This is a genomic window from Stenotrophomonas sp. FSL W7-1447, assembly GCF_037966425.1.
Taxonomy (GTDB): domain Bacteria; phylum Pseudomonadota; class Gammaproteobacteria; order Xanthomonadales; family Xanthomonadaceae; genus Stenotrophomonas; species Stenotrophomonas pavanii.
Genome location: NZ_CP150199.1, coordinates 3,611,314 through 3,636,736, shown reverse-complemented (window position 1 = coordinate 3,636,736; position 25,423 = coordinate 3,611,314). Strand labels below are relative to the sequence as shown.

19 protein-coding genes are annotated in these 25,423 nt (G+C 67.7%); 11 read left to right on the top strand and 8 right to left on the bottom strand.

Features of this window, described 5'->3' with window-relative positions; genetic code table 11:
• Positions 1-67: 67 nt before the first annotated feature.
• On the bottom strand, positions 68-778 hold the full coding sequence (locus NSQ78_RS16970) for a glutathione S-transferase (protein WP_064239069.1): 711 nt from the start codon (positions 776-778) through the stop codon (positions 68-70).
• A 168-nt stretch (positions 779-946) separates the two neighbouring features.
• Here NSQ78_RS16970 and NSQ78_RS16965 point away from each other — a divergent pair, with 168 nt between their 5' ends.
• The 3 genes from NSQ78_RS16965 (at position 947) to NSQ78_RS16955 (ending at position 5,174) form a co-directional block, all read left to right on the top strand.
• Positions 947-1,768 (top strand): DUF3014 domain-containing protein, encoded by an 822-nt coding sequence (locus NSQ78_RS16965; protein WP_064239068.1) that lies wholly within the window; start codon positions 947-949, stop codon positions 1,766-1,768.
• 181 nt (positions 1,769-1,949) lie between these two features.
• Positions 1,950-4,535 carry an ATP-dependent chaperone ClpB gene (gene clpB, locus NSQ78_RS16960; protein WP_064239067.1) on the top strand — a complete coding sequence of 862 codons (2,586 nt, stop codon included), beginning with the start codon at positions 1,950-1,952 and terminating at the stop codon, positions 4,533-4,535.
• A gap of 93 nt (positions 4,536-4,628) precedes the next feature.
• Positions 4,629-5,174: a hypothetical protein gene (locus tag NSQ78_RS16955; protein ID WP_210240849.1), complete on the top strand. Its 546-nt coding sequence runs from the start codon at positions 4,629-4,631 to the stop codon at positions 5,172-5,174.
• Between the two features lie 39 nt (positions 5,175-5,213).
• On the opposite strand, the gene NSQ78_RS16950 is transcribed toward NSQ78_RS16955, so the two are convergent.
• The 3 genes from NSQ78_RS16950 to NSQ78_RS16940 all read right to left on the bottom strand — a co-directional run bounded on the left by NSQ78_RS16950 (position 5,214) and on the right by NSQ78_RS16940 (position 8,178).
• Positions 5,214-6,014: a MipA/OmpV family protein gene (locus NSQ78_RS16950; protein ID WP_053506521.1), complete on the bottom strand. Its 801-nt coding sequence runs from the start codon at positions 6,012-6,014 to the stop codon at positions 5,214-5,216.
• 140 nt (positions 6,015-6,154) lie between these two features.
• A complete protein-coding gene (locus tag NSQ78_RS16945; RefSeq protein ID WP_064239066.1) occupies positions 6,155-7,444 on the bottom strand; it encodes an ATP-binding protein in 1,290 nt (429 codons plus the stop codon).
• On the bottom strand, positions 7,441-8,178 hold the full coding sequence (locus tag NSQ78_RS16940) for a response regulator transcription factor (RefSeq protein WP_057494719.1): 738 nt from the start codon (positions 8,176-8,178) through the stop codon (positions 7,441-7,443). Before NSQ78_RS16940 ends, NSQ78_RS16945 begins: the two co-directional genes overlap by 4 nt.
• A gap of 180 nt (positions 8,179-8,358) precedes the next feature.
• Here NSQ78_RS16940 and NSQ78_RS16935 point away from each other — a divergent pair, with 180 nt between their 5' ends.
• Positions 8,359-9,645, top strand: coding sequence for an aminotransferase class V-fold PLP-dependent enzyme (locus NSQ78_RS16935; RefSeq protein ID WP_057494720.1), 1,287 nt, complete (start codon positions 8,359-8,361; stop codon positions 9,643-9,645).
• Between the two features lie 411 nt (positions 9,646-10,056).
• Here the strand turns inward: NSQ78_RS16935 and ybaL are convergent, their stop codons facing one another.
• Together ybaL and NSQ78_RS16925 are read right to left on the bottom strand one after the other, a co-directional pair.
• Positions 10,057-11,754: a YbaL family putative K(+) efflux transporter gene (gene ybaL, locus NSQ78_RS16930; RefSeq protein ID WP_049467962.1), complete on the bottom strand. Its 1,698-nt coding sequence runs from the start codon at positions 11,752-11,754 to the stop codon at positions 10,057-10,059.
• 198 nt (positions 11,755-11,952) lie between these two features.
• Positions 11,953-14,340, bottom strand: a complete 2,388-nt coding sequence (locus NSQ78_RS16925) for a TonB-dependent receptor (protein WP_064239065.1) — start codon at positions 14,338-14,340, stop codon at positions 11,953-11,955.
• Positions 14,341-14,674: 334 nt separating this feature from the next.
• Between NSQ78_RS16925 and NSQ78_RS16920 the strand changes: the two genes are divergently transcribed.
• Complete coding sequence (locus NSQ78_RS16920) at positions 14,675-16,540, top strand: ABC-F family ATP-binding cassette domain-containing protein (RefSeq protein WP_149901974.1); 1,866 nt, start codon at positions 14,675-14,677, stop codon at positions 16,538-16,540.
• A 152-nt stretch (positions 16,541-16,692) separates the two neighbouring features.
• On the opposite strand, the gene ampR is transcribed toward NSQ78_RS16920, so the two are convergent.
• Entirely contained in the window at positions 16,693-17,559 is an 867-nt protein-coding gene (gene ampR, locus NSQ78_RS16915; RefSeq protein WP_049465574.1) for a LysR family transcriptional regulator AmpR, read from the bottom strand.
• Positions 17,560-17,734: 175 nt separating this feature from the next.
• On the opposite strand from ampR, the gene blaL2 reads away from it, so the two are divergent.
• The 4 genes from blaL2 (at position 17,735) to NSQ78_RS16895 (ending at position 22,317) form a co-directional block, all read left to right on the top strand.
• Positions 17,735-18,640 (top strand): L2 family extended-spectrum class A beta-lactamase, encoded by a 906-nt coding sequence (gene blaL2 / locus NSQ78_RS16910; RefSeq protein WP_053461165.1) that lies wholly within the window; start codon positions 17,735-17,737, stop codon positions 18,638-18,640.
• 84 nt (positions 18,641-18,724) lie between these two features.
• Positions 18,725-19,954, top strand: coding sequence for a cation:proton antiporter (locus NSQ78_RS16905; RefSeq protein ID WP_064239063.1), 1,230 nt, complete (start codon positions 18,725-18,727; stop codon positions 19,952-19,954).
• Positions 19,955-20,058: 104 nt separating this feature from the next.
• Positions 20,059-21,615: a glycosyltransferase family 39 protein gene (locus NSQ78_RS16900; protein ID WP_064239062.1), complete on the top strand. Its 1,557-nt coding sequence runs from the start codon at positions 20,059-20,061 to the stop codon at positions 21,613-21,615.
• A 60-nt stretch (positions 21,616-21,675) separates the two neighbouring features.
• The gene (locus tag NSQ78_RS16895; protein ID WP_064239061.1) at positions 21,676-22,317 is read left to right on the top strand and encodes a hypothetical protein; all 642 of its coding nucleotides are present in this window, start codon (positions 21,676-21,678) and stop codon (positions 22,315-22,317) included.
• Between the two features lie 99 nt (positions 22,318-22,416).
• Here the strand turns inward: NSQ78_RS16895 and NSQ78_RS16890 are convergent, their stop codons facing one another.
• Positions 22,417-23,154 carry a DUF3011 domain-containing protein gene (locus tag NSQ78_RS16890; protein ID WP_049465559.1) on the bottom strand — a complete coding sequence of 246 codons (738 nt, stop codon included), beginning with the start codon at positions 23,152-23,154 and terminating at the stop codon, positions 22,417-22,419.
• A 158-nt stretch (positions 23,155-23,312) separates the two neighbouring features.
• Here NSQ78_RS16890 and aspS point away from each other — a divergent pair, with 158 nt between their 5' ends.
• The gene (gene aspS, locus NSQ78_RS16885; RefSeq protein WP_053505063.1) at positions 23,313-25,064 is read left to right on the top strand and encodes an aspartate--tRNA ligase; all 1,752 of its coding nucleotides are present in this window, start codon (positions 23,313-23,315) and stop codon (positions 25,062-25,064) included.
• Between the two features lie 16 nt (positions 25,065-25,080).
• A complete protein-coding gene (locus NSQ78_RS16880; protein ID WP_057494726.1) occupies positions 25,081-25,395 on the top strand; it encodes a hypothetical protein in 315 nt (104 codons plus the stop codon).
• The last annotated feature ends 28 nt before the right edge of the window (positions 25,396-25,423 follow it).

Below are 25,423 nucleotides of genomic sequence, written 5' to 3'. Positions count from 1 at the left end.
CCGGCCAGCGGCCGGCACTACCTGTGGGCTTCGGGCGGAGGGTGCAGCTGCCGGCCAGCGGCCGGCACTACCGTTCGGCGTCCAGTTCGGGGTAATGGCGGAAGATGCCGTTGGTGTTGAACGGCAACCGCCGCTCCGACGCCAGATAGGCGGCGATGTTCGGTCGCTTCGCCACCCGCTCCTGCAACGCCCGCAGCAGGGGCACGGTAGGGCCGAGCGCCTGCATGCGCTGCGGGAACATGTAGTCCAGCCCGCTCAGCAGCTGGAACAGCGACAGATCGACATACGAATGCTCGCGCAGGGCATGGCGGCCACCGTTGGCGGCCAGCACCTGTTCGAAGTAGCCGAGGAACTTCGGCAGGCGCTCGCTGCGCAGTGACGCGGCACGTGCCTTGGCTTCGGTCTTCTGCTCTTCGTAGTACTTCGACGCGGCAATCGGATGGTGGGTGTCATGCACCTCGGCCACCAGATCCGCGATGGTCAGCTGCAGTTGCAGCGCCTGCATCCGCCGCGATGCGGCCTGCGGCACCAGGTCCAGCGTCGGGCCGAGGAAATCCAGGATCGCGGCGACCTGCGCGATGACCTGGCGACCGGCCTTCAGGAACGGCGGCGCGAAGGGCTGTGCGCCTTCGCTGCGGCCCTCCAGGAACGGCTGCATCACTGCATCGCCGTGCACCCGCGCCATGTCGATGTAGTCGGCGCCGGCGTCTTCCAGCGCCAGCCGCACGAACTCGCCACGGCCCTGGATGCCGGTCCAGTAATACAGCGCGTACTGCATGGCGGTGCCTCCACAGTGCAAGGCGTACAGCCTCGCGCGAAGCATGCAAAGCAGGCGTGAGCGCGACACGGGTGCAGGCGAACCCCAACGGCAGCGGAACAGGCGGGGAACCCGTTGCAACCCTGGGGGTCACACCCTTTCCATGCGTGTGATACGAGGTGCTGCATCATGCAGAGCGGAAAGGCGGTCTGGCCCTGGGTGTTGGGTGTGGTGGTGATCGGTGGCGCGGGCGGCTGGTTGTTCCGCGATCAGCTGAAGCACATGGCAGACGGTGTTGCGGTACCCGTGCAATCAACCCCCGCCAGTACCGACGCGCCGCCACAACCGCAGGCGGCCGCGCAGCCCGCGCCGGCACCACCGCCGATCAGGCATCCGCTGGATACCGAGGCTGCGGCTGACCCGGCGCTGCCGACGTTGGCCGACAGCGATGCGGCGGCCTGGGGCGCATTGAGCCAGCTGTTCCAGGGCGAGGGGCCACTGACCCTGCTGCTGCGCGACCACCTGATCCAGCGCCTGGTTACCCAGCTCGACAACCTGGACAAGCCCAGCGTGCCGCCGACCGCGCTGGCCGCGCGACCGCTGCCGGGCAGCCTGCAGGTCGAGCCCGCCGAGGGCGGCGAACGCATCGCCGCCAGCAACGCGGCGCGCTACGCGCCCTACGTGCAGGCCTTCACCGCGCTCGACCCGGCGGCAACGGCCACCGCCTACAAACGCTTCTATCCGCTGATCCAGCAGGCCTACGTCGACCTGGGCCGGCCCGAGGGTTACTTCAACGACCGTCTGGTAGCAGTCATCGACCACCTGCTGGAGACCCCGGAACTGGCGCAGCCCCCGGCGGTGCAGCGCGATGCGCGCGGCCGCTACCGCTTTGTCGATGCCACCCTGCAGTCGCGCTCGGTCGGCCAGAAGGCGCTGCTTCGCATGGACGCAGCCCAGGTGCATGCGGTCAAGCAGCAGCTGCGGGCGATCCGCACCGCGATCACCCGCTGAGCCGGTCCGCCGCCCCGGACTGATCGGGATCAACGCGCCGACCACACCCGCTCCGGCATGCTGGCCGCAGGCTGACTGGCCCCGGGGTGCAGTCGCAGCCACCCTTGAAACCGGGTGGGGCAACCGCATCTTTCCAGCATTGCCGGCCCAGGCCGGCCCTGATGACCGATGAGGATTCGCAATGCGGATGGACAAGCTCACCTCGCGTTTCCAGCAGGCGCTGGCAGACGCACAGTCGTTGGCCGTGGGCCGCGACAACAGCATCATCGAACCGGTCCACCTGTTCAGCGCGCTGCTGGACCAGCAGGGTGGCAGCACGCGCCCACTGCTGGCCCAGGCCGGGGTGAACGTGCCGGTGCTGCGCGAGCGCCTGACCGAGGCGCTGGACGCACTGCCCAAGGTGTCCGGCCAGGCCGGCAACGTCTCGATGGGCAACGATCTGGGGCGCCTGCTGAACCAGACCGACAAGCTGGCGCAGCAGCACGGCGACGCCTTCATTGCCAGCGAGTGGTTCGTGCTGGCGGCGCTGGACGACGGCGGCACGCTGGGCATGGCGCTGCGCGCCGCCGGTGCCGACAAGACCCGCCTGCAGGCGGCGATCGACAAGCTGCGTGGCGGCGAGAACGTGCAGTCGGAGAATGCCGAGGAACAGCGGCAGGCGCTGGAGAAGTACACCATCGACCTGACTGCGCGTGCCGAGAGCGGCAAGCTCGACCCGGTGATCGGCCGTGACGAGGAAATCCGCCGCACCATCCAGGTGCTGCAGCGCCGGACCAAGAACAACCCGGTGCTGATCGGCGAGCCCGGCGTGGGCAAGACCGCGATCGTGGAAGGGCTGGCCCAGCGCATCATCAACGACGAAGTACCCGAAGGCCTGCGCGGCAAGCGCGTGCTGTCGCTGGACATGGGCGCGCTGATTGCCGGGGCCAAGTTCCGCGGCGAATTCGAGGAGCGCCTGAAGGGTGTGCTCAACGACCTGGCCAAGAACGAAGGCCAGATCATCCTGTTCATCGATGAGCTGCACACCATGGTCGGCGCGGGCAAGGCCGACGGCGCGATGGATGCCGGCAACATGCTGAAGCCGGCGCTGGCACGCGGCGAGCTGCACTGCATCGGTGCGACCACGCTGGACGAATACCGCAAGTACATCGAGAGGGACGCTGCGCTGGAGCGCCGCTTCCAGAAGGTCTTCGTCGGTGAGCCGTCGGTGGAGGACACCATCGCGATCCTGCGCGGGCTGAAGGAAAAGTACGCCGTGCACCACGGGGTGGAGATCACCGACCCGGCCATCGTGGCCGCCGCCACGCTGTCCAACCGCTACATCACCGACCGCCAGCTGCCGGACAAGGCCATCGACCTGATGGACGAGGCTGCCTCGCGCCTGCGCATGGAGATCGACTCCAAGCCGGAGGAGCTGGATCGGCTGGAACGCCGGGTGATCCAGCTGAAGATCCAGCGCGAGATGCTGAAGAAGGAGAAGGACGAGGCCTCGCGGCAGCGCCTGGCCGACCTGGAAAACGACATCGACGGGCTGGAGCGCGAGTTCTCCGACCTCAATGAAATCTGGAAGTCGGAGAAGGCCGCGCTGCAGGGCGCCACCAAGATCAAGGAACAGGTCGAGCAGGCCAAGCTGGAGCTGGAAGCCGCGCAGCGCCGCCAGGATTTCGCCAAGATGAGCGAGATCCAGTACGGCCTGTTGCCGCAGCTGGAAAAGCAGCTGGCCGCGGCCCAGGAAGCCGAGCACAAGGACTTCAAGCTGGTGCAGGATCGCGTGACCGACGAGGAGATCGCCGAGGTCGTATCGCGCTGGACCGGCATTCCGGTCAACAAGATGCTCGAAGGCGAGCGCGACAAGCTGCTGCGCATGGAAGAGGTGCTGCACAATCGCGTGGTCGGCCAAGAGGAAGCGATCAAGGTCGTCTCCGATGCGGTGCGCCGCTCGCGAGCGGGCCTGTCCGATCCGAATCGCCCGGCCGGTTCCTTCCTGTTCCTTGGCCCGACCGGCGTCGGCAAGACCGAGCTGTGCAAGTCGCTGGCCGAATTCCTGTTCGACAGCGCCGACGCGATGATCCGCATCGACATGAGTGAGTTCATGGAGAAGCACAGCGTCGCCCGCCTGATCGGTGCGCCCCCGGGCTATGTCGGCTACGAGGAAGGCGGCTACCTGACCGAGGCGGTGCGTCGTCGCCCGTATTCGCTGATCCTGCTGGACGAAGTGGAGAAGGCGCATCCGGATGTGTTCAACATCCTGCTGCAGGTGCTGGACGATGGCCGCCTGACCGATGGCCAGGGCCGCACCGTGGACTTCCGCAACACCGTCATCGTGATGACCTCCAACCTGGGCTCGCACCAGATCCAGGACATGAGCGCCGACGACAGTCCGGAGGCCTACACGCAGATGAAGGCAGCGGTGATGGGCGTGGTGCAGGCGCACTTCCGTCCGGAGTTCATCAACCGCCTGGACGACATCGTGGTGTTCCACCCGCTGGACAAGCAGCAGATCAAGCAGATCGCGCGCATCCAGATGCGCGGGCTGGAGAAGCGCCTGGCCGAGCGCGGGCTGAAGCTGGCGGTCTCCGATGCGGCGTTCGACCTGCTTGGCAACGTCGGCTTCGATCCGGTGTACGGCGCGCGCCCGTTGAAGCGTGCGATCCAGTCGCAGCTGGAAAACCCGCTGGCGCAGCAGATCCTGTCCGGCGCCTTCGTCAACGGCGATACCATCGAAGTCGGCAACGACGGTGGTCGCCTGGTCTTCGCCAAGGCTTGAACCGGTTGCGCCCCGGCCATGGCTGGGGCGCCATCCGAGCCTTGGCAGCGCACGATGGTCCTGTTTCACTTTCGCAAGGATGAGGAGAACCGCATGGACGTTGCCCGCAGGGCTTCACTCTGCATGACGCTGGCGTTGGCTGCTGTTTGTGGACACGCTGCGGCCGCCGAACAGGTCCAGCTGCCGCCGATGAAGGGCTACCAGCAGGCCCACCAGAGCACCGACGCGCAAGGCAACCGCATCACCGAGTACGTGCCACAGGGCCAGACCGTGCACGACTGGACCGACATGGTCACCGTCAACGATGCGCCGAACAGTGGCCATGTGAGTCCGCGTGAGTTCCTCGGCATCATCGAGGCGGGGTGGCGCATCGCCTGTCCGGCGGCGCAGAGCCACTGGATCCGCGAAGGTGAAGAAGGGGGACGGCCCTTCGCCCTGCTGATGCTCGGCTGCCCGCAGAATCCGGGGACAGGCAAGCCCGAGTTCACCTGGATCAAGGGCATGCAGGGCAGGCAGGGCTTCCACACGGTGCAGAAGTCGTTCCGCTCCGAGCCGGAGAAGGAGGACGTCGTGCAGTGGATTGGCTGGCTGCGCGAGGTCGGGCTGTGCGGCAGCGGCGACGCGCCGGCCTGCCGCTGACCGCAGAAGGAAAGGGCGCCCAGCGGCGCCCTTCATGCATCAGAAGCGGTGGGTGTAACCGCTCATCAGCCCGAACTGGTTTGCCTTCTGCACGATCGGGCTGTCGGCGGCATCGCCGAGCAGGCGCGTGCCTTCGGCCGAGATGTACCAGTTGCCATTGCGGCCGACGCGGTGGCTCCACTTCAGGCCGACACCGGCGCTGACCAGGCCGGCCTTCGGCGTGTGTTCGGCAAAGCCGGTGCGCGCCGCCTGTGCCGGACTGACGCCGTACCAGGTCTGCAGGTAACCGCGGTTGCCGTAGTCGGTGGAGACGCTGCCGCTGACCACGCCGCCGGCCAGGTCGAACAGCGGCAGGGTCAGGTTCAGATGGATCTGCTGGGTGGCCAGGCCATTCTCGGCCTTGTCCTCATCCTTGCGGGTGAACTGCCAGGAGCCGCTCAGCACGGCTTCGCCCAGCGTATAACCCGCCGAGACGCCGACCAGGGGACGGGCATCGATATCACCCATGCCGCGCAGGAAGTCGGAACCGCCAAGCAGCGAGTCCTTGTCCTTGCGGATACCACTGGCACCCACATAGGCCCGCACGCGGGTGTGCTCGCCGAGGGAGGTGCCCCAGCCGATGCCACTGGTGCCCAGAAACCAGCCCCCCGGCGCGGTGGCATCGAACGACAGCGAGGGCGTTGCACGATACTCCTCACTGCCGCTGTAGCGTGGTGCCACGCCGCCCCCGGCGGCGAGCTCGAAGGTCCAGTGGTCATCCTTGGCGTAAGCGATCGGGGCGGCGAACACCGGCAGCAGGGCCAGGCAGAGCAGGGCAGGGGAACGGCGAAGCGGGGACATGGAAACTCTCGACGATGGGAGGAAAGCAGCACGCGCATCCGGCGCGCGCTGCAGGGTTGCCAGCGTGGCGATACGCCGGCGACCGATCCGTCCGCAGTTGTGCGGGAGTTGTAACCAACTGTAAGCGCGCCCGTGGGCGTTCAGCTGGCAGCCAGCGGCCAGTGCATTTCCAGGCGTGCGCCGCCAAGGGTGGCGCGGCCGATGCGCAGCTCGCCGTGGTGGCGCGCGGCGATGCGGCCGACGATTGCCAGGCCCAGGCCGAAGCCGCCGGTGTCGCGGCTGCGGCTGTCATCCAGTCGGGTGAACGGGCGGACCACCTTCTCACGGTCGGCCTCGGCGATGCCGGGGCCATCGTCGTCCACGCGCAGGCAGGCGCGTCCGCCCACACCGACCAGCGACACTTCCACCTGCGAGCGCGCGTGGCGCAGCGCATTGCCGACCAGGTTGCTCAGCGCCAGCTGCAGCAGGCGTGGCTCGGCATCCACCCGTGGCAACGCACTGGGCTGCACGCGCAGCACCAGGCCGGCGCGTTCGGCATCACGGCGCGCATCGGCCAGGCAGGCCTGCAGCCAGTCATTGGCTTCGATACGCTGCATCGGCTCGCCTTCGCTGGGATGCTCCAGCCGTTCGTAGGCCAGCAGTTCGCTGACCAGCCGGTTGAGTTCGGCCAGGTCGCCATGCAGCCCCTCCGCCAGTCGCGCGCGGCGTTCGCGATCATCGCTGTCCTGCATCAGGTCCAGGCCGAAGGCCACGCGCGCGATGGGCGTGCGCAGTTCGTGCGAAATGGCATGCGTGAGATCGCGCTGGCGCTGCACCAGTTCGGCCACGCGCGCGGCCATGCGGTTGGAATGGTCGACGATGACGCGGATCTGCGAGCGCGGCGAGACCTGTGCGCGTGCCTGCAGATCACCGGCGCCGATGCGGTCGGCATGCAGGCGCAACGCTTCGAGATCGCGCCAGAGCAGGCGCACCCAGGCGTACAGGCTGGCACCCACCAGCAGCAGGATGCTGAGGTAGGCGGCGAGGGTCATGTACGTGGTCATCTGCACGGCCCCAGGCAGGCGCAGGTGCAGCCAGCGACCGTCGATCCCCTCGATGGGAAGCAGGACCTGCTGGTACTGATCGCGCACGATGAAGCCATCGGCCTGCACGGCCGCCTGTTCCTGCCGATCGAGCGCGGGAGGACCGTCGAGCAGGGTCAAGGCAATGCCGTAGTGGGGTTGCCACTGCCGCAGGCGCTCACGCTGCTGACCCGCGTCCAGGCCCGCAAGGCCGCTGCGCAGGGCGTACACCTGCCCGCGCACCTGCTGGACGAAAACGCGATCCTGCACGGGCGTGTAGATGCCATCCAAGATGTGGTTGAGGAAGAACACCGAGGCCAGGAAGCAGGCACCGGTGACGAACCACAGCCACAGGAACAGCCGCTTCATTCCGACCAGGCCGCAGGATTGAACTGGTAGCCGCGTCCCCACACGGTCTTGATACGCCGCGGTTCGCGTGCGTCGTCACCGAGTTTGCGGCGCAGCTTGCCGATGCAGACGTCCACGCTGCGGTCCAGGCCGTCGAAGCCTATCCCGCGCACCGCCTGCAGGATCTGGTCACGCGACAGGATCTGTCCGGGCTGGCTGGCCAGCAGCCACAGGATCTCGAATTCGGTGGTGCCCACGTCCACCACCGCGCCGTGCAGGTGCACTTCGCGCTGCATGCGATCGATCAGCAGTTGCCCGTGCATCAGCCGGCTGGGCGTGCCGGTAGTGCTGCTGCCATGGCGGCGGCGCAGCAGGGCGCGCAGGCGGGCCAGCAGCAGGCGCGGCTCGATCGGCTTGTGCACATAGTCATCGGCACCCGACTCCAGGCCCAGCACCTGTTCGATGTCGTCCTCGCAGGCGGTCAGCATCAGGATCGGCACATCGGAAAAGCTGCGGATCTGCCGGCACACATCGATGCCGCCCAGGCCGGGCAGCATCAGGTCCAGCACCACCAGCTCCGGCACGTGCTGGCGGCAGGCCGCGCCCGCAAGGTCACCGCGGGCCACATGCCGCACGGCAAAGCCATGCTCGTGGAGGTAATCGCTGACCAGTTCGGCCAGGCGGCGGTCGTCCTCCACCAGCAGCACCGAGGTGGGTGAGTGGCTGGGCGCAGGGGTCCAGGAAGATGGCTGCATGCGAGGGGCCTCCGTGCCCGGGCAGGAGCGCCCGGCGGCGAAGCCTAGCAACGGCTCATGACGGCTGCCTGAATCGCGACCAACCTGATAACCGTGGGTACGGCCGTCATCGCCAGTGGCTTTCAGCGGCGGCCCGCGGCTGGCCTATGGTGGCCGTTTCCCCGGATGGAGCCTGGCCCGATGAGCGACCCGCAGTGGCAACTGGAAACCCTGGCCGTGCACGGCGGCTACCGTCCCGACCCGACCACCCGCGCGGTGGCCGTGCCGATCTACCAGACCGTGGCGTATGCGTTCGACGACACCCAGCACGGCGCCGACCTGTTCGACCTGAAGGTGCCCGGCAACATCTACACCCGCATCATGAACCCCACCACCGACGTGCTGGAACAGCGCCTGGCCGCGTTGGAAGGCGGCATCGGCGCGCTGGCGCTGGCCTCGGGGCAGGCCGCGATCACCTACGCCATCCAGACCATCGCCGAAGCCGGTGACACCATCGTCGCCTCCAGTGCGCTCTACGGTGGCAGCCTCAATCTGCTGGCGCACACGCTGCCGCAGTACGGCATCCAGGCGCGCTTCGCCGACCCGGCCGACCCGGCCGCGTTCGCCGCGCTGATCGACGAACGCACCAAGGCGGTGTTCGTCGAATCCATCGGCAACCCGCGCGGCAATGTCACCGACATCGCCGCCATCGCCGAGGTCGCGCATGCCGCCGGGGTGCCGCTGATCGTCGACAACACGGTGGCCACGCCCTTCCTGCTGCGCCCGTTCGAGCACGGCGCCGACATCGTGGTGCACTCGCTGACCAAGTACCTGGGCGGGCACGGCAACAGCCTGGGCGGCGCGATCATCGATTCGGGCCGCTTCGATTGGGCGGCGCAACCCACGCGCTTCGCGCGGCTCAACCAGCCCGACCCCAGTTACCACGGCGTGGTCTATACCGAAGCGTTGGGGCCGGCGGCCTACATCGGCCGCGCGCGGGTGGTGCCATTGCGCAATACCGGCGCAGCGCTGTCGCCGTTCAATGCGTTCCTGATCCTGCAGGGCATCGAAACCCTGGCCCTGCGCATGGAACGCATCAACGCCAATGCGCTGGCTGTGGCGCAGTTCCTCAAGGCGCACGCCAAGGTGGCCTGGGTGCGCTATGCGGGATTACCTGACGATCCCGAGCATGCCGCCGCGCAGCGCTACCTGCGCGGGCATGGGTCGGGCGTGCTGACCTTCGGCCTGCCCGGTGGCCGTGAAGCCGGCGCACGCTTCCTTGATGCGCTGAAGCTGTTCACCCGCCTGGTCAACCTGGGGGATGCGAAGTCGCTGGCGACCCACCCGGCCTCTACCACGCATCGCCAACTGGATGCCGCCGAACTGGCCAAGGCCGGGGTCAGCGAGGACACCGTGCGCCTGTCGATCGGCATCGAGCACATCGGCGACCTGCGCGCCGACCTGGAACAGGCCCTGGCCGGCGCCTGATAGCCACGTGCTTGGTCGTCATCGCCACAGGCGATCACCACGGGCCGAGCGATGCGTTACGGTGGAACTGCCTCTCCAAGGCAGTGGCAACGTGGCAATCCAGATCCCCGGTCGATGCGGGTCGACCGGGGATCTTTTTGTTTCCGGGGTCAGATCCGTTTTCCTGCGGAAAACGGATCTGACCCCAGGAATATTTCCGATAGATCGCGGAAAACCGTCGAAGGCGGGGTGGGTCCGGTTGCGGGAGTGTCCGCGGCATGGATGCCGCGGCCAAGCCCCCATGGAAGGGTTTACGGCGTCTCCCGCAACTGGCCCCATCCCGCCATTCCACGGGATGCCAGCTTTTGCTTCTGCCGTTGCCGTTGAAGTTGATTCAGCCGGTGCAGGGCTGCAAGCCCTGCCGCACATCCCTCACACCACCGGGATGCTGTGCTGCCCCAGGTTCCGGTACGGCGGCGTCGACATGATCATCTCCGCCAGCGAATAGGCCAGCTCGCGCTCGGCCATCACCGTGCCATCGGCACCGTGTTCCAGCAGATGCTTCACCTCGGCATCGCTGTGCGCACGCGCCAGCAGCGTCAGGTCCGGATTGATCGCACGCAGCTTGGCCAGCGCTTCACCGGCTTCCAGCGGCTGCGGAATCGCCAGCACCGCGATCTTGGCCCGCTCCGGATGCGCCTCGGCCAGCACCCGGTCGGCCGCCGCACTGCCGCGGATCGCCGCCAGGCCCTTGGCGTGGGCTTCCTCGACGTGTTCCTTGTTGTCATCGATCACCAGCACCGGCACGCCACGGTCGCGCAGCACCTGCGCCAGTTCGCTGCCGACCCGGCCATAGCCGATCACGATGGCGTGGTCATGCAGGTCGCGCGACGGGCCGATCGCTTCGGGCGGCTCGGGTGCCTGAGGGGACTGCTCCTGCTTGGCCTGCCAACGGTCCAGCAGGCCGAACACCAGCGGGTTGAGCATGATCGACACCAGCGCACCGGCCAGCACCAGCGACTGGCCTTCCTTCGGCAGGATCTGCAGGGCCACGCCGAGGCCGGCGATGATGAAGGCGAACTCGCCGATCTGCGCCAGGCTGGCCGAGATGGTCAGCGCGGTGCTGGTCGGGTGGCCGAAGGCACGCACGATGAAGAATGCCGCCGCCGACTTGCCGAACATGATGATGGCGACGGTGGCCAGCACCTGCCACGGATGCTGGACAAGGATGTTGGGGTCGAACAGCATCCCGACCGAGACAAAGAAAAGCACCGCGAACGCGTCGCGCAGTGGCAGCGAATCATGCGCGGCCTTGTGGCTCAGCTCCGATTCGTTGAGCAGCATGCCGGCGAAGAACGCGCCCAGCGCGAACGAGACGCCGAACAGCATCGCCGAGCCGAACGCCACCCCCAGCGCGATCGCCAGCACGGACAGGGTGAACAGCTCACGCGAACCGGTGCCGGCGATGCGCTCGAGGATCCACGGGATGACCCGCCGGCCGACCACCAGCATCACTGCCACGAACAGGCCCAGCTGCACGAAGGTCCAGCCGATGTCGGCCAGCACGCTGCCCAGCGAGTGCGATTCCTTGGACGCGTCCGGACCGAACACGCCGGCCATTACCGGCATCATCACCAGCGCCAGCACGCAGGCCAGGTCTTCCACGATCAGCCAGCCGACCGCGATCTTGCCGCGCATGGTTTCCAGCAGGCGGCGTTCCTCCATTGCCCGCAGCAGCACCACGGTACTGGCGGTGGCCAGCGAGAAACCAAAGATGACGCCATGGATGGCCGGCCAGCCCATCAGCGAGGCCACGCCCCAGCCGAGCAGGGTGGCGACCGCGATCTGGCCGATGGCGCCGGGGATGGCGATCGCCTTGACCGCCATCAGGTCCTTCAACGAGAAGTGCAGGCCGACGCCGAACATCAGCAGCATCACGCCCAGTTCGGCCAGCTGGTTGGCCAGTGCCTGGTCGGCGACGAAGCCGGGGGTGAACGGGCCTACGCAGATGCCAGCAACCAGGTAACCGACCAGGGGAGACAAGCGGAGCTTGTTGGCCAGCGCGCCGAAGATGAAGGCGAGCCCCAGGCCAACGGCAACGATGTTGATCAGGTCGGTGTCATGGTGCATCGGCACTCGCAGGCAATCGGGGGTATCCCGATTTTCACCGATGAGGCCAGATACGGCAAATCCGCCGGCCACGTGCCGTGGCCGGCGGATTTGCCCACGCATTCCTCCTCAACCCCGCCTTCGGCGCGCCCCTTCAACAAGAAGGGGCTCTCCTCCAGGCGCGGCCCGGGTATGCCGGCCAGCGGCCGGCAGTACCGCTTACCAGGTGTACTTGATCCGACCGTACACATACGCGCCGTTGAAGCCGAACGGCGAGTAGTTGCTGTACGGCAGCATGCCGAAGGTGGAGTTCTGCAGGTCTTCGGTGCGGTCCGGGTACTTGTCGAGCAGGTTGTCGGCGCCCACGGTGAGGGTCCAGTTGCTGCTCGGCTTGTAGCTGGCCGAGGCATCCACCACCCAGGCGTCGCCGTAGGTCTGGTCACGCAGCGCGGTGGCCGAGTTGCGCACGGTGAATTTGCCGTAGCGGGTGGCGGCCAGGCCCAGCTCCCAGTGGTCCGAACGCCAGGTGCCGCTCAGGATCGCCTTGTCGCGCGGGTAGCTGTCCTCGATGCGACCGATCTCATCACGGCCGATCAGCGACTGGGTCAGGCCCAGCGTACCGAATACCGCCGGGGTGCCGCCGACGCGGCGCACTTCGGTGTCGTTGTAGCTGTAGGCCGCGGTCAGCTCCAGGCTGCTGGCGGTGAACGGTACGGTGTAGCTGGAGACGAAGTCGACGCCACGGGTGCGCGTATCCAGGCCGTTGGTGAAGTAGGAGAACGCGGTCACCTGCGGCAGGCCCAGGGTGCCCAGCAGCGCGCTGGTGGCCGCGTTGGTGGTGATGCTGGACGACAACGCGATGCGGTCGTCAATGTCGATCTGGTAGGCATCGACGGTGATGTACAGGCGATCGACCGGCTGCAGCACCAGGCCCAGGCTGTACGAGGTGGAGGTCTCGGCCTTCAGCGGCGAGGCGCCCAGCGCCTGCGCGGCCTGGCTGGTGGTCGGGAAGGTGCCGCGCTCGACGAATACGCCATTGAGGAACTGGCTGGTCACCGCCTGGTAGCCCTGCTGGGCCAGCGAGGGCGCGCGGAAGCCACTGGAGGCGGTGGCCCGCAGCGCCACCTTGTCGGTGAACGCGTAGCGCGCCGACAGCTTGCCCGAGAAGCGGTCGCCGAAGTCCGAGTAGTCCTCGTAGCGGCCGGTGATGCCGGCCGAGAACTTCTCGGTCAGGTCCGCTTCCAGGCCTGCGTAGACCGCGTAGTTGTGGCGGTCGGCATGCACTTCATTGGTCGGGGTGAAGCCCGCGAAGCCCTGCGCGCCGCTGCCGGTGTACGAGTTCAGTTCGCCCGGGTTCTGGTCCCACTTCTCCTTGCGGTACTCGCCGCCGAAGGACAGCGTGACCGGGTAGGCCAGGCCCCAGTCCAGCGACTTGGTCAGATCGGCATTGAAGATGTCCTGCTGGTACTTCAGCGTGCCGTCGTAGAACGAGCGCGGGCTGGTCGTACCGAGGCTGTAGTTGATGCTGTTGCGGGTGTGGAAGTCCAGGGTGTTCTCGCCGTGGTTCAGGCTCAGGTCCCAGGTCCAGCCGTTGTCGGTGTTGCCCTTGACCCCGGCCACCAGCGAGCGGTCCTTGGAATACTGGTTGATCTCCGGCACGTAGCCGTCCGGGTAGGTCTGCGCCAGCAGCGCGCTCTGCCCGCTGTGGTTGCGCGAACGGTAGAAGGCGAACGAGGTGATGTCGCGGTTGCTGAGCAGCGCGCTGGCGTAGCCGGTCACGTGGTCGCTGAAGTCGAAGCTGGCGTTGGCCGAGGCCGCGGTGGCATCCACGCGCGGGTCGCCGACGATGAAGGTCTTCTGGCCGATGCTGGGGAAGTTGCCGGTGTTCGGCGTGGTGCCGCGGTACGGGCCGGCGCGGTTGCTCTCGTCCTGCTGGCTGATCTGGCCGGCCACGTGCACGCGGCCGCGGCCGTTGCCGAACTCGACGCCGGTGTCGCCGGACAGCTGGTACTTGTTGCCGTCGCCGGCCGAGTACTGGCCGTAGTCCACTGCCAGGCTGCCGCCACTGCCGCTGCCCTTGAGCACGATGTTGATGACGCCGGCGATGGCGTCCGAGCCGTACTGCGCCGAGGCACCGTCGCGCAGCACTTCCACGCGCTCGATCGCGGCGATCGGGATCGCGTTGATGTCCACCGCCGACGAGCCACGGCCGATGCTGCCGTTGACGTTGATCAGCGCCGAGGTGTGGCGGCGCTTGCCGTTGACCAGCACCAGCACCTGGTCCGGCGACAGGCCGCGCAGCTGCGCCGGGCGCACGCCGCTGGTGCCGTCGGTCAGCGCCGGGCGCGGGAAGTTCAGCGAGGGCAGGGCGCGCGACAGTGCGGTGGCCAGTTCACTGGTACCGGTGGACTGCAGCACCTCGGGGGTGATGATGTCGATCGGCGACTGCGATTCGGCGACCGTACGGTCGGCCACGCGGGTGCCGGTGACGATCACCGTGTCCAGGGTGTTGGCGGCAGTGCCGGCCTGCTGTGCAGCGGCGACGAACGGAGAGCCACCGAGTGCGACAGCGACGGCGGCGGCGATCAGGCGGGTCTTGCGGGTCATCGGGATGGGCTCCGGTTGGCGGGGGCGGCACCGGAATCGACATCACGAGCGTGAGGCGGACGGCGGTTGTTGCGGTGCGCAATACAGCAATTAACGGGATATTCAGTGCCTGTCAAATGCCAGGCGTCAGAAAAAACGTTGCAGCAGCAACCATTTAGCCCGGATCAGCGCTGGCAGGAAGGGACCCCGGGACGCGCGCGGCGGGGACGTGGGAGAGAGGAACGTCGGCCACTGCGCATCCCGGGACGCGTCAAGTATTCGTTAACGCTAGAATTGCGTCGCAGGAACAGTGCTCACCAGCACATTCCATTCGGTTATATGGACCCCTCCCCCGATGATCTCCCTTCGTAATTTCGCCTTGCGCCGCGGCGAGCGGCTGCTGTTGTCCAATGTCGACCTGACCCTGCACGCCGGTTACCGGGTAGGTGTGGTCGGCCGCAACGGTGCTGGCAAGTCCAGCCTGTTCGCGGCGGTGAAGGGCGAGCTGGAGGCCGACAAGGGTGACGTCGACCTGCCCGGCAAGGTGCGCATCGCCAGCGTGGCCCAGGAAACCCCGTCGCTGCCGGATCCGGCGCTGAGCTTCGTGCTGGGCGGCGATACCGAGGTGGCCGCGGTGCTGGCCGAAGAGGCCGAGGCGACTGCCCGCGAAGACTGGGAGGCGGTGGCCAACGCGCACACCAAGATGGCCGAGATGGGGGCCTACGACGCCGAAGCGCGTGCCGGCAAGCTGCTGCACGGCCTCGGCTTCCCTGCCGAGACGCACCACCGTGCGGTGTCCTCGTTCTCCGGCGGCTGGCGCGTGCGCCTGAACCTGGCCCGCGCGCTGATGATGCCCAGCGACCTGCTGCTGCTCGACGAACCGACCAACCACCTGGATCTGGACGCGGTGTACTGGCTGGAACAGTGGCTGCTGAAGTACCCGGGCACCCTGCTGCTGATCTCGCATGACCGCGAGTTCCTCGACAACGTGGCCACCCACACCCTGCACCTGCACGGCGGCGGCGCCAAGCTCTACCCGGGCGGCTACACCGATTTCGAGCGCCAGCGCGCCGAACAGCTGCGCCAGCAGCAGATCGCGCACGAGAAGGAACAGGCCGAGCGCGCCCACCTGCAGAGCTTCATCGACCGCTTCAAGGCGCAGGCCAGCAAGGCCGCGCAGGCGCAGAGCCGCATGAAGCGCCTGGCCAAGCTGGCCGGCACCGAAGCGGTGCGCGCCGAGCGCGAGTTCCGCATCGAGTTCGCGCCGCCGGCCAAGCTGCCGTTCTCGCTGATCCGCCTGAACCACGTCGAGGCCGGTTACGGCAAGGACGCGGTGATCCTGCACAACGTCGGCTTCGGCCTGGAAGCGGGACAGCGCATCGGCCTGCTCGGCCCGAACGGTGCGGGCAAGACCACCCTGGTGAAGACCCTGGTGGGCGAACTCGCACCGATCGTCGGCGAGCGCATGGCGCACCCGGACCTGAAGATCGGCTACTTCGCCCAGCACACGGTGGAATCGCTGCACGAAGGCCAATCGCCGATGGAGCACTTCCGCGAGATCGCCCCGGACGCACCGAACCAGTCCTTCCGCGATTTTCTCGGCAAGTGGAACTTCCCGGGCGATCGTGCATTCGAGCCGGTTGATGGCTTCTCCGGTGGCGAGCGCGCGCGCCTGGCGCTGGCGCTGATCGCCTGGCAGCAGCCGAACGTGCTGCTGCTGGACGAACCGACCAACCACCTTGACCTGGAAATGCGCGAAGCACTGGCCGAAGCGCTGGCCACCTTCGAAGGCGCGATCGTGATGGTCTCGCATGACCGCCACCTGATCGGCCTGGTCTGCGATACCTACTGGCGCGTGGCCGATGGCGTGGTCGAACCGTTCGATGGCGACCTGGACGCGTACGCCGCGTGGCTGCGCACCCGCCCGCAGGCGCAGGGCACCAAGGCGCGCATGGAGCAGGTGGAAGAGCCCGTGGTGGTCAAGACCGCACCGGTGGCGCAGGTGGTGCAGAAGAAGCCGGTGAACCCACACAAGCTGGCGGCTGCCGAGGCCAAGGTGGCCGAACTGGAGAGCGCGCTGGCCGAGCTCGACCGCCAGCTGGCCGATCCGGCCAACTACGCCGATGCGACCCGCATGGCGGTGATCGGACGTGACCGCGAAACCACCGCGGCGCAGCTGGAAAAAGCTGAGGCAACGTGGATGGAACTGCTGGAGTCCTGATCACGCAAAAAAGGGGACGGAGGGGATTAAGTCGTTTGTGCCACAAACGACTTAATCCCCTCCGTCCCCGTTTCTTTCTGATCGGTAGTGTGCTGGCCTCTACAGCGCGATGCGCTCACAAGGATCCAGGGGTTGTACCAGCGGTACACTACCTACGCGCCCTGCGCCTGCAGCCACTCGCGGAAGCGCTTGGCCGGCTCGCGCTCGGCGCGCGAACGCAATCGCGTCAGCCAGTAGCGGCCCAGCTCCAGCGTGGTGCCGAACGGCTGCAGCAGGCGGCCTTCGGCCAGTTCCTGCTCGAACATGCGCAGGGGCAGCAGCGCCACGCCGGCTCCCCCTGCGGCGGCCATCGCCACGGTCAGCGAGGAATCGAACACCGGCCCGCGCGCTTCCACACCGCTGACGCCGGCCGCCTGCAGCCAGCGTGGCCATTCGTCGCTGCGGTAGGAGCGCAACAACGGCAGTGTGGCCAGGTCGCGCGGCTGCTTCAGCCGCCGCGCCAATGCCGGTGCGCACAGCGGCGCGAACGGGGCATCCAGGATCGCCGTGCAGGCCTGTCCCTGCCAGTCGCCATCACCGAAGCGGATCGCCAGGTCCAGCCCTTCGCCGGCCAGGTCGATGCGGTTGTTGTGGGTCTGCAGGCGCAGCTCGATGTCCGGGTGCGCCGCCTCGAACGCGGCCAGCCGTGGCAGCAGCCAGCCGGTCGCAAAGGTACCGACCACGCCCAGCGTGAGTACTTCCCGGGCCGGCCCGCCGGTGTAGCGCGCAATGCTGGCGGAGATGCGTTCAAACGATTCGTTGAGCACCGGATACAGCGCCGCGCCCTCGTCGGTCAGCGCCACGCCGCGCGGCAGGCGATGGAACAGGCGGATGCCGAGCCGGTCTTCCAGGCCCCGGATCTGGTGGCTCAGTGCGGCCTGGCTGACGCACAGCTCCAGCGCGGCTCGGGTGAAGTTCTGGTGGCGGGCGGCCGCCTCGAACGCACGCAGCGCGTTCAGTGGCAGGGTGGGGTGCAGCATCGGAGAGCCGTGAGCCAGGGTGATGGCTGATCCTACCCGTTCAATGAGGAATTTCGTAAATCTCAAACAGTTGATCGCGCCAGGCATGAATTCAACTTATGGGTTGCCCTGATTTTTCGCGCTGGTCGGTCGCAGGGGAGGCGCCAATAATCGAGCGGTCACCAGGAGAACCCCTATGCTCGCCCGTCGCCGATTCCTGCAGTTCAGTGGTGCTGCCGTTGCTTCCTCGCTGCTTGCCCCGGCGCTGGCGCGAGCTGTTTCCCCAGCGTCCGGCATACCCGCCGCCATTGCCGGCGCCGCCGATTTCGCCGCGCTGGAGAAAGCCAGCGGTGGCCGCCTGGGCGTCACCGTGCTGAATACCGGTAACGGCCGTCGCATCGGCGGGCATCGGCAGGATGAGCGCTTCCCGATGTGCAGCACCTTCAAGTCGCTGCTGGTTGCCCATGTGCTGAGCCTTGCCGATGCAGGCCGCGTTTCGCTCGACACCCGTGTGCCCATCGCCGGGAAGGATCTGCTGTCCTACGCCCCGGTGGCGCGCCGCCATGTGGGCAAGGACCTGACTGTCCGCGACCTGTGCCGGGGCACGCTGACCACCAGCGACAACACGGCGGCCAACCTGCTGCTGGAGGTGGTGGGCGGGCCGTCGGCGCTGACGGCATTCCTGCGCGGGCAGGGCGACAGCATTACCCGCAATGACCGCAACGAGCCGGACGTGAATCTGTTCGTGAAGGGAGACCCGCGCGATACCACCAGCCCGGCCGCGATGGCCACCAGCCTGGCCCGCTTCGCGGTGGGCAATGGCCTGCAGCCTGCATCACGCCAGCAGTTCGCCGATTGGCTCATCGACAACCAGACCGGCGATGCCTGCCTGCGCGCCGGGCTGGGCACGCGCTGGCGGGTGGGGGACAAGACCGGCAGCAACGGTGATGACACGCGCAACGACATCGCCGTGCTGTGGCCGCATGCGGGCGGCGCGGCGTGGGTGGTCACCGCCTATCTGCAGGGCGCGTCGGTCGATGACGACCAGCGCGCAGCGGTGCTTGCACGGGTGGGCGCGCTGGCCGATGCAATGATTGGATGAGGTAACCGGGGTCATTCGAAATGGCTTGCCGGATCGGTCGGGCACGCGCATCCTGCGCGCGTTCGAACCCCACGGAAGACCCCGATGAGCCATGAGTTGATCTACCTGCTGCTGATCTTCGCGCTGCTGGTGATCCCGCGCGCGCTGCAGCGCTTCAGCCTGCCCGCACCGCTGACCTGCCTGCTGTTCGGCATCATCGGCATGCTGTGGCTGGGCGACCAGGCGCATGACGCGGTGATCGGCCTGCTGGCCACGCTGGGGATTTCCTCGCTGTTCCTGTTCGCAGGCCTGGAGGTGGATCTGCAGGCGCTGCGGCGCGGCATGTGGCCGTTGCTGGCGCATCTGGTGATCCGCAGTGCCACGCTGTTCGGGGTCGGCTGGTTGGCCTGGCGCTACGCGGGCCTGCCGTGGCAGGCGGCCGGACTGCTGGCGCTGGCACTGCTGACACCGTCCACCGGCTTCATCATGGACTCGCTCTCGCGGCTGGGCCTGAGCGAAGACGAGCGGTTCTGGGTCACCAGCAAGGCCATCGCCGGCGAACTGCTGGCGCTGGCGGCATTGTTCATCGTGCTGCAGGCCGGCGACCCGGGCCACATGGCGCTGTCCAGCCTGGCCCTGCTGGCGATGATGGTGGGCCTGCCGCTGCTGTTCATCGCGCTGGGCCGCTGGGTGGCGCCGCACGCGCCGGGCTCGGAGTTCTCGCTGCTGGTGATGGTGGGCATGGTGGCGGCGTACATCACCTATCTGCTGGGCGTGTATTACCTGGTGGGCGCGTTCATCGCCGGCCTGGTCGCGCGCCTGCTGCACCAGCGCATGCCGCTGCTGGCCTCGCACGAGAACCTGCACGCGCTGCGCCTGTTCGCCTCGTTCTTCGTGCCGTTCTACTTCTTCAACGCTGGCACCAAGGTGCCCAGCGAAGCCCTCAGTTTCGAGGCGCTGGGGCTGGGCATCGTGATCACCCTGGTGGTACTGCCGCTGCGCATCGGCGTGGTCTGGCTGCAGCGCCGGGTGATGTTCGGCGAGAGCTTCCGCAGCAGCCTGCGCGTCTCGCTGGCGCTGGCACCGACCCTGATCTTCACTCTGGTGCTGGCGGCGATCATGCGCGAGCGCTTCCAGATTCCGGCGGTGCTGTTCGGCGCGCTGCTGCTGTACGCCGCACTGACTACGCTGCTGCCGTCGCTGGTGTTCCGCACGCCGTTCGACGTCGATCCGGTCGAGCAGGAACCTGCGGGCGAGGGCGAAATCGCACCGGTCGCGGCCACCGACGGCGGCCATGCCGAGCCGCTGAAGGCACCACTGCCACCGCCGGGCTGAGCCGCAGCCGCGTGCAGCGGCTTGCACTCCGGTGCGCCAACGCAGACACTGCGCGCCCGTGAAGCGCGCCCTGCCGTGGGCGGCCACTGTCAGGAGCAACAGGCGTGACCCAGGAAAGCAACCCAGACCGCAGCCTGTTGCCGGGCAAGATCCTGTTGTGGTTTTCGGCGGCCGCGCTGCTGATCCTGCTGTCCTGCAGCTGGTCGATGCCCCCGGTCGATGCCTCCGGTTTCCGGCAGACGCAGACTGCACTGTCGATCGACTGGTTGCTGCGCGGCGGCCCCTGGCTGGACTACGTGACCCCGGTGCTGGGCGCGCCCTGGTCGATTCCCTTCGAATTCCCGTTCTACCAGTGGTTGGCGGCGTTGCTGTCCAGCCTCACCGGCATGAGCGCCGACAACAGCGGGCGCCTGGTGTCTGCGCTCTTCCATGTCGGCTGCGTGTGGCTGGTCTACCGCACGCTGCTGGCGTGGCGCCCCGACCGCACGCTGGCGCTGTGCGTGGCCGGCGCGTTTGCCGTCTCGCCGTACGCGCAGTTCTGGGGGCGCTCGGTGATGATGGAGTCCAGCGCCGTGTTTTTCGGCCTGCTCTTTGTCTGGGCGATGGCGCGCCTGCGCAGCCAGCCGCGCGCGTGGGTGGGCGTGGTTGCCATCGTCGCCGCGGTGCTGTCGGCGGCCATCAAGGTCACCTCGTTCTTCGGCTTTGCCGCGTTCGTTGCGCTGGCCTTCCTGTGGCTGGCGCTGCGTGAACATGGCTCGCGCCCGCAGTGGCTGCGGCAGCATTGGCGCCTGCTGTTCTGGGGTGGCCTGTCCGCACTTGCCGTGCTGGCCACGCTCACCCTGTGGCTGCAGCATGCCGACGCGCTGAAGGCGCAGTCGGCGCTGGGCCGGCAGATCACCTCCGATGCGTTGTCCACCTGGAACTACGGCACCCTGCAGCAGCGCCTGGATCCGGCCACCTGGTGGGGCACGGTGTTCAAGAAGCGCTTCTCCGGTGCGATCGGCTCCAACTGGATCTTCCTCATCTTCGTCATCGCCGGGCTGTGGCAGAAGCGCACGCGCGCAGCGGTGGGGATCCTGCTGCTGGCCTACCTGGCGCCGTTCCTGGTCTTCACCAACCTGCACATCGCCCATCCCTACTACCAGGCGGCCAACATCGTGTTCGCCACCTCGATCATCGGCCTGGTGCTGTGGTCGACGGTGCTGGCGGCCGAAGCGGCAGGCAAGCCGCGCCGCGGCGTCGCGCTGGCGATCGTCCTGTGCGTGCTGTCGGTGGGCTTCGGCCTGGTGAAGTCGCTGAAGGACATCAGGGAAGCGCGCGAGCCGACAGCGGTTTCGCAGATCGCCGAGGTCATCCGTACCGGCACGACGGCGCAGGGCGTGGTGGTCGCGTTCGGGCAGGACTGGTCCTCCGAACTGCCGTACTTCTCCGGCCGCCGCGCGGTGATGATTCCAGACTGGGCGTCGGACGAGGTGCTCGCGTCGCTGGCCGCCGACGACGCCGCGCTGGGTGGGCTGCCGCTGGCCGCACTGGTCAACTGCCCCAGCCAGGTGGGAAGCAGCCCCGAACGCATGCAGTGGCAGGCGGAGATCATCCGCCGCTATGCCGCCGGTGGCCAGAAGCAGGAGATCGGCGGTTGCGAGGTCTGGCTGCACCGATGAGGTGACGTGGCCGGTGCGCAGGGTTTGCGCGCACCGGCCCGGGTCGTTAGGGTTGGGGGCATGAAACTGCCTGCCGTTGCTGCTGCTTCCGCCCTCCTGCTCACCCTTGCTGCCTGCTCGCAGCGTTCCGATTCGGTCGCCCATGATCTGGCGACCGCACCGGCCGATGCCTTCATGGCGGCCATCGCCGCGCATTGCGGCCAGGCCTTCGAGGGCCGGGTGGTGGAGGACACGCCGGCACCCACCGGCAAGGACCCGTTCGCCGGCCAGCGCCTGGTCATGCATGTGCGCGGCTGTGCCGACCCGGCCCATGAGCTGCGGATCCCCTTCCATGTTGGTGATGACCATTCGCGCACGTGGGTGCTGACCCGTACCGAAAATGGCTTGCGCCTGAAGCACGATCATCGCCACCCGGATGGCAGCGCCGATGCGATCACCCTCTATGGCGGCGACAGCACGCCGCCGGGCACCGCCGAGCGGCAGCAGTTCCCGGCCGACACCGATTCCGTGGCGATGTTCCGTCGTGCCGACATGCGGGCCTCCACCTTCAACACCTGGGCGATGGAAATCGATCCGGACCAGACCTTCGTCTACGAACTGACGCGACCGGAAGGCCGGCGCTTCCGCGTGAAGTTCGACCTGAGCAGGCCGGTCGACCTGCCGCCGCCACCGTGGGGCGACGACAAGGCACCCGCACCCTGACCCCGGAAAGATCCCCGGTAGATCCACGCCATGCGGGCATGCGGGATACCTGACCGGGGTCAGAGCCCTGGCCGTCGGCCAGGGATCCGACCGCGGGGCTCAGCGCGCGCCGAAGCGCGCCCGGCAGCCGTTGCTCACCCACACCTGGCCGCGCGAATAGCCCCAGCTGCGGCCTTCCTGGCAGGCACTGCCGGACAGCTGCTGCTGCAGCACCGGCCGGCCCTGGCGCTCATCCCAGTCGCAGTTCTGCGTGCGGTTGTTGTTGCTGCTGCAGGTGATCGAATAATTGCTGTTGCCGCCGCCCCAGCCACCGCCGCCGCCGCCCCAGCCGCGGGCCTCGGCGAACTCGGCGCGGCAGCCGTTGCTGACCCAGACCGCGCCGTTGCGCACGCCCCAGGTGCGGCCTTCGTCGCAGGGGCTGCCGGACAGCTGGCGGACCAGGCGGGCGTTGCGCCAGCCGACCGGGCAGCTGCGCTCACGGTTGCTCTGGCTCTCGCAGCGGATGGTTTCGCCGGGACGGCCGTTGTTGCCGCCCCAGCCACCGCCATTGCCGCCGCCCCAGCCGCCGCGGGCTTCAACGAACTCGGCGCGGCAGCCGTTGCTGACCCAGATGCTGCCATTGCGGCTGCCCCAGGTGCGACCCTCGTCGCAGGCGCTGCCGGACAGCTGGCGGACCAGCTGCGCATTGCGCCAGCCGGTGCTGCAGACACGTTCACGGTTGTTCTGGCTTTCGCAGCGGATCACCCCGTCCTGCGCAGCGGCCGGAGCAGAGGGCAGGGCGAGCACGGCCAGCGTGCTCAGGGTCACGGCCAGGCTGGCCAGGGACAACGATTTCATGGCGGCATCCCATACGGTGGCAGGTGCCCGACTATAGGGACCGGGGCGATCAAGCCGGTGTGACTGCCCGGATTTGCCCCGGCCGGGGCCTCGGCCGCAGAATACGAGGCTTTCCGGCCCCCATCCGGTGCCGGCGTTCTCCAGCGGAGCTTCCCCCCATGCGTACCCACTTCTGCGGCCTGGTCGACGAGACCCTGATTGGCCAGACTGTCACCCTCGCCGGCTGGACCGACGTGGCCCGTAACCAGGGCGGCGTCTGCTTCATCGATCTCCGGGATCATGAAGGCATCGTGCAGGTGACCGTGGAGGCTGACAACGCCGAAGTGTTCGCCGTGGCCGCGTCGCTGGGCTACGAGGACGTACTGCAGGTGGAAGGCGTCGTGCGCGCCCGCCACGCGGTGAACGACAAGATGCGCACCGGCAAGGTGGAAGTGATCGCCACGGCCATCACCGTGCTGAACAAGGCCGCGCCGCTGCCGTTCCACGCCCACGAGAACCCGGGCGAGGAAACCCGCCTGAAGTACCGCTACCTGGACCTGCGCCGCCCGGAAATGCAGCGCATGCAGCGCACCCGCATCAAGCTGGTGCAGGCCCTGCGCCGCCACCTGGACGAAAAGGGCTTCCAGGACATCGAGACCCCGATCCTGACCAAGGCCACCCCGGAAGGCGCACGCGACTTCCTGGTGCCGGCGCGCATGCACCCGGGCGAGTTCTACGCCCTGCCGCAGAGCCCGCAGCTGTTCAAGCAGATCCTGATGGTGGCCGGGTTCGACCGCTACTACCAGATCGCGCGCTGCTTCCGCGACGAAGCGCTGCGCGCCGACCGCCAGCTGGAATTCACCCAGCTGGACATGGAGTTCGCCTTCGTCCGCGAGCGCGACGTGCAGGACTTCGTCGAGGACATGATCCGCGCCATCTTCAAGGAGGTGGTCGATGTCGAGCTGGATGCCAGCTTCCCGCGCATGACCTGGGCCGAGGCGATGCGTCGCTATGGTTCGGACAAGCCGGACCTGCGCATCGCGCTGGAACTGGTCGATGTGGCTGAACTGGTCAAGGACAGCGAGTTCCCGGTGTTCACCGGCCCGGCCAACGATGCCGAAGGCCGCGTCGCCGCGCTGCGCATCCCGGGCGGCGCGTCGCTGAGCCGCAAGCAGATCGACGAGTACGCCGCGCATGCCGCCAAGTACGGCGCCAAGGGCCTGGCTTACATCAAGATCGCCGACAACGGCGAAGTCAGCTCGCCGATCCAGAAGTTCTTCAGCGAAGAGCGCTTCGCCGCGCTGGTGGCCCATGTCGGTGCCGGCAACGGCGACATCGTGTTCTTCGGTGCCGGTGGCTACAACAAGGTCTCCGACTTCATGGGCGCGCTGCGCCTGAAGGCCGGCAAGGACTTCGGCCTGGTCGCCGACGGCTGGGCGCCGCTGTGGGTCACCGACTTCCCGATGTTCGAGTGGGACGAGGAAGAACAGCGCTACGTCGCCCTGCATCACCCCTTCACCGCACCGGCCGTGGACGATATCGCCGACCTGCGCGCCAACGCCCGTACCGCTGTCTCGCGCGGTTACGACATGGTGCTCAACGGCAATGAAATCGGCGGCGGTTCGATCCGTATCCACCGTCCGGACATGCAGAGTGCGGTCTTCGAACTGCTGGGCATCGGTGCCGAAGAGGCCCGCGCCAAGTTCGGCTTCCTGCTCGACGCGCTGAACTACGGCGCGCCGCCGCACGGTGGCATCGCCTTCGGCATCGACCGCATCGCCGCCCTGATGGCCGGCACGGAGTCGATCCGCGACGTCATCCCGTTCCCGAAGACCACCGGTGCACAGGATCTGATGACCGACGCGCCGTCGCCGATCGTCGACGCGCAGCTGGCCGAAGTTCACATCCAGGTTCGCCCCAAGACCAACTGATCAGGAGATCCAGGCAATGACCGAGTTTGCGTTTTCGCTGGAGTGGGAAAAGCTGGGCAATGAAGGCTCCGAGGCCACCCTGGTCACCGAGCGTGCACGCGTGTTCGGTGGTTGGCTGGTCCGTGTCGGTACCAACCCGGCGGCGATGGCGCTGACCTTCGTCGCCGACGGCGAAGGCCGTTGGGACGGTGAGGACTTCGGCGTCGAGGATTACGAGGACGACGAAGAGGAAGAGTACGACGAGGACGAGGACGGCGAGGAAGAAGAGGACGAAGAGGAATACGAGGAAGAGGACGAGGACGAAGACGCGGAATCGCCTGAAAAGGCTTGACCCGCGCTTCGCCCTGGCGTCAACTTCC

Excerpts from the sequence above, each read along its gene's own strand:
- ampR (WP_049465574.1), bottom strand. The coding sequence starts at position 17,559 with ATGCTGCACCCCACCCTGCCACTGAACGCGCTGCGTGCGTTCGAGGCG.
- blaL2 (WP_053461165.1), top strand. The coding sequence starts at position 17,735 with ATGCTCGCCCGTCGCCGATTCCTGCAGTTCAGTGGTGCTGCCGTTGCT.
- NSQ78_RS16950 (WP_053506521.1), bottom strand. The coding sequence starts at position 6,014 with ATGTCCCCGCTTCGCCGTTCCCCTGCCCTGCTCTGCCTGGCCCTGCTG.
- NSQ78_RS16935 (WP_057494720.1), top strand. The coding sequence starts at position 8,359 with ATGAGCGACCCGCAGTGGCAACTGGAAACCCTGGCCGTGCACGGCGGC.
- NSQ78_RS16880 (WP_057494726.1), top strand. The coding sequence starts at position 25,081 with ATGACCGAGTTTGCGTTTTCGCTGGAGTGGGAAAAGCTGGGCAATGAA.
- NSQ78_RS16945 (WP_064239066.1), bottom strand. The coding sequence starts at position 7,444 with ATGAAGCGGCTGTTCCTGTGGCTGTGGTTCGTCACCGGTGCCTGCTTC.
- NSQ78_RS16925 (WP_064239065.1), bottom strand. The coding sequence starts at position 14,340 with ATGACCCGCAAGACCCGCCTGATCGCCGCCGCCGTCGCTGTCGCACTC.
- NSQ78_RS16920 (WP_149901974.1), top strand. The coding sequence starts at position 14,675 with ATGATCTCCCTTCGTAATTTCGCCTTGCGCCGCGGCGAGCGGCTGCTG.
- NSQ78_RS16970 (WP_064239069.1), bottom strand. The coding sequence starts at position 778 with ATGCAGTACGCGCTGTATTACTGGACCGGCATCCAGGGCCGTGGCGAG.
- NSQ78_RS16895 (WP_064239061.1), top strand. The coding sequence starts at position 21,676 with ATGAAACTGCCTGCCGTTGCTGCTGCTTCCGCCCTCCTGCTCACCCTT.
- NSQ78_RS16955 (WP_210240849.1), top strand. The coding sequence starts at position 4,629 with ATGGACGTTGCCCGCAGGGCTTCACTCTGCATGACGCTGGCGTTGGCT.
- NSQ78_RS16940 (WP_057494719.1), bottom strand. The coding sequence starts at position 8,178 with ATGCAGCCATCTTCCTGGACCCCTGCGCCCAGCCACTCACCCACCTCG.
- NSQ78_RS16965 (WP_064239068.1), top strand. The coding sequence starts at position 947 with ATGCAGAGCGGAAAGGCGGTCTGGCCCTGGGTGTTGGGTGTGGTGGTG.
- clpB (WP_064239067.1), top strand. The coding sequence starts at position 1,950 with ATGCGGATGGACAAGCTCACCTCGCGTTTCCAGCAGGCGCTGGCAGAC.
- ybaL (WP_049467962.1), bottom strand. The coding sequence starts at position 11,754 with ATGCACCATGACACCGACCTGATCAACATCGTTGCCGTTGGCCTGGGG.
- NSQ78_RS16890 (WP_049465559.1), bottom strand. The coding sequence starts at position 23,154 with ATGAAATCGTTGTCCCTGGCCAGCCTGGCCGTGACCCTGAGCACGCTG.
- aspS (WP_053505063.1), top strand. The coding sequence starts at position 23,313 with ATGCGTACCCACTTCTGCGGCCTGGTCGACGAGACCCTGATTGGCCAG.
- NSQ78_RS16905 (WP_064239063.1), top strand. The coding sequence starts at position 18,725 with ATGAGCCATGAGTTGATCTACCTGCTGCTGATCTTCGCGCTGCTGGTG.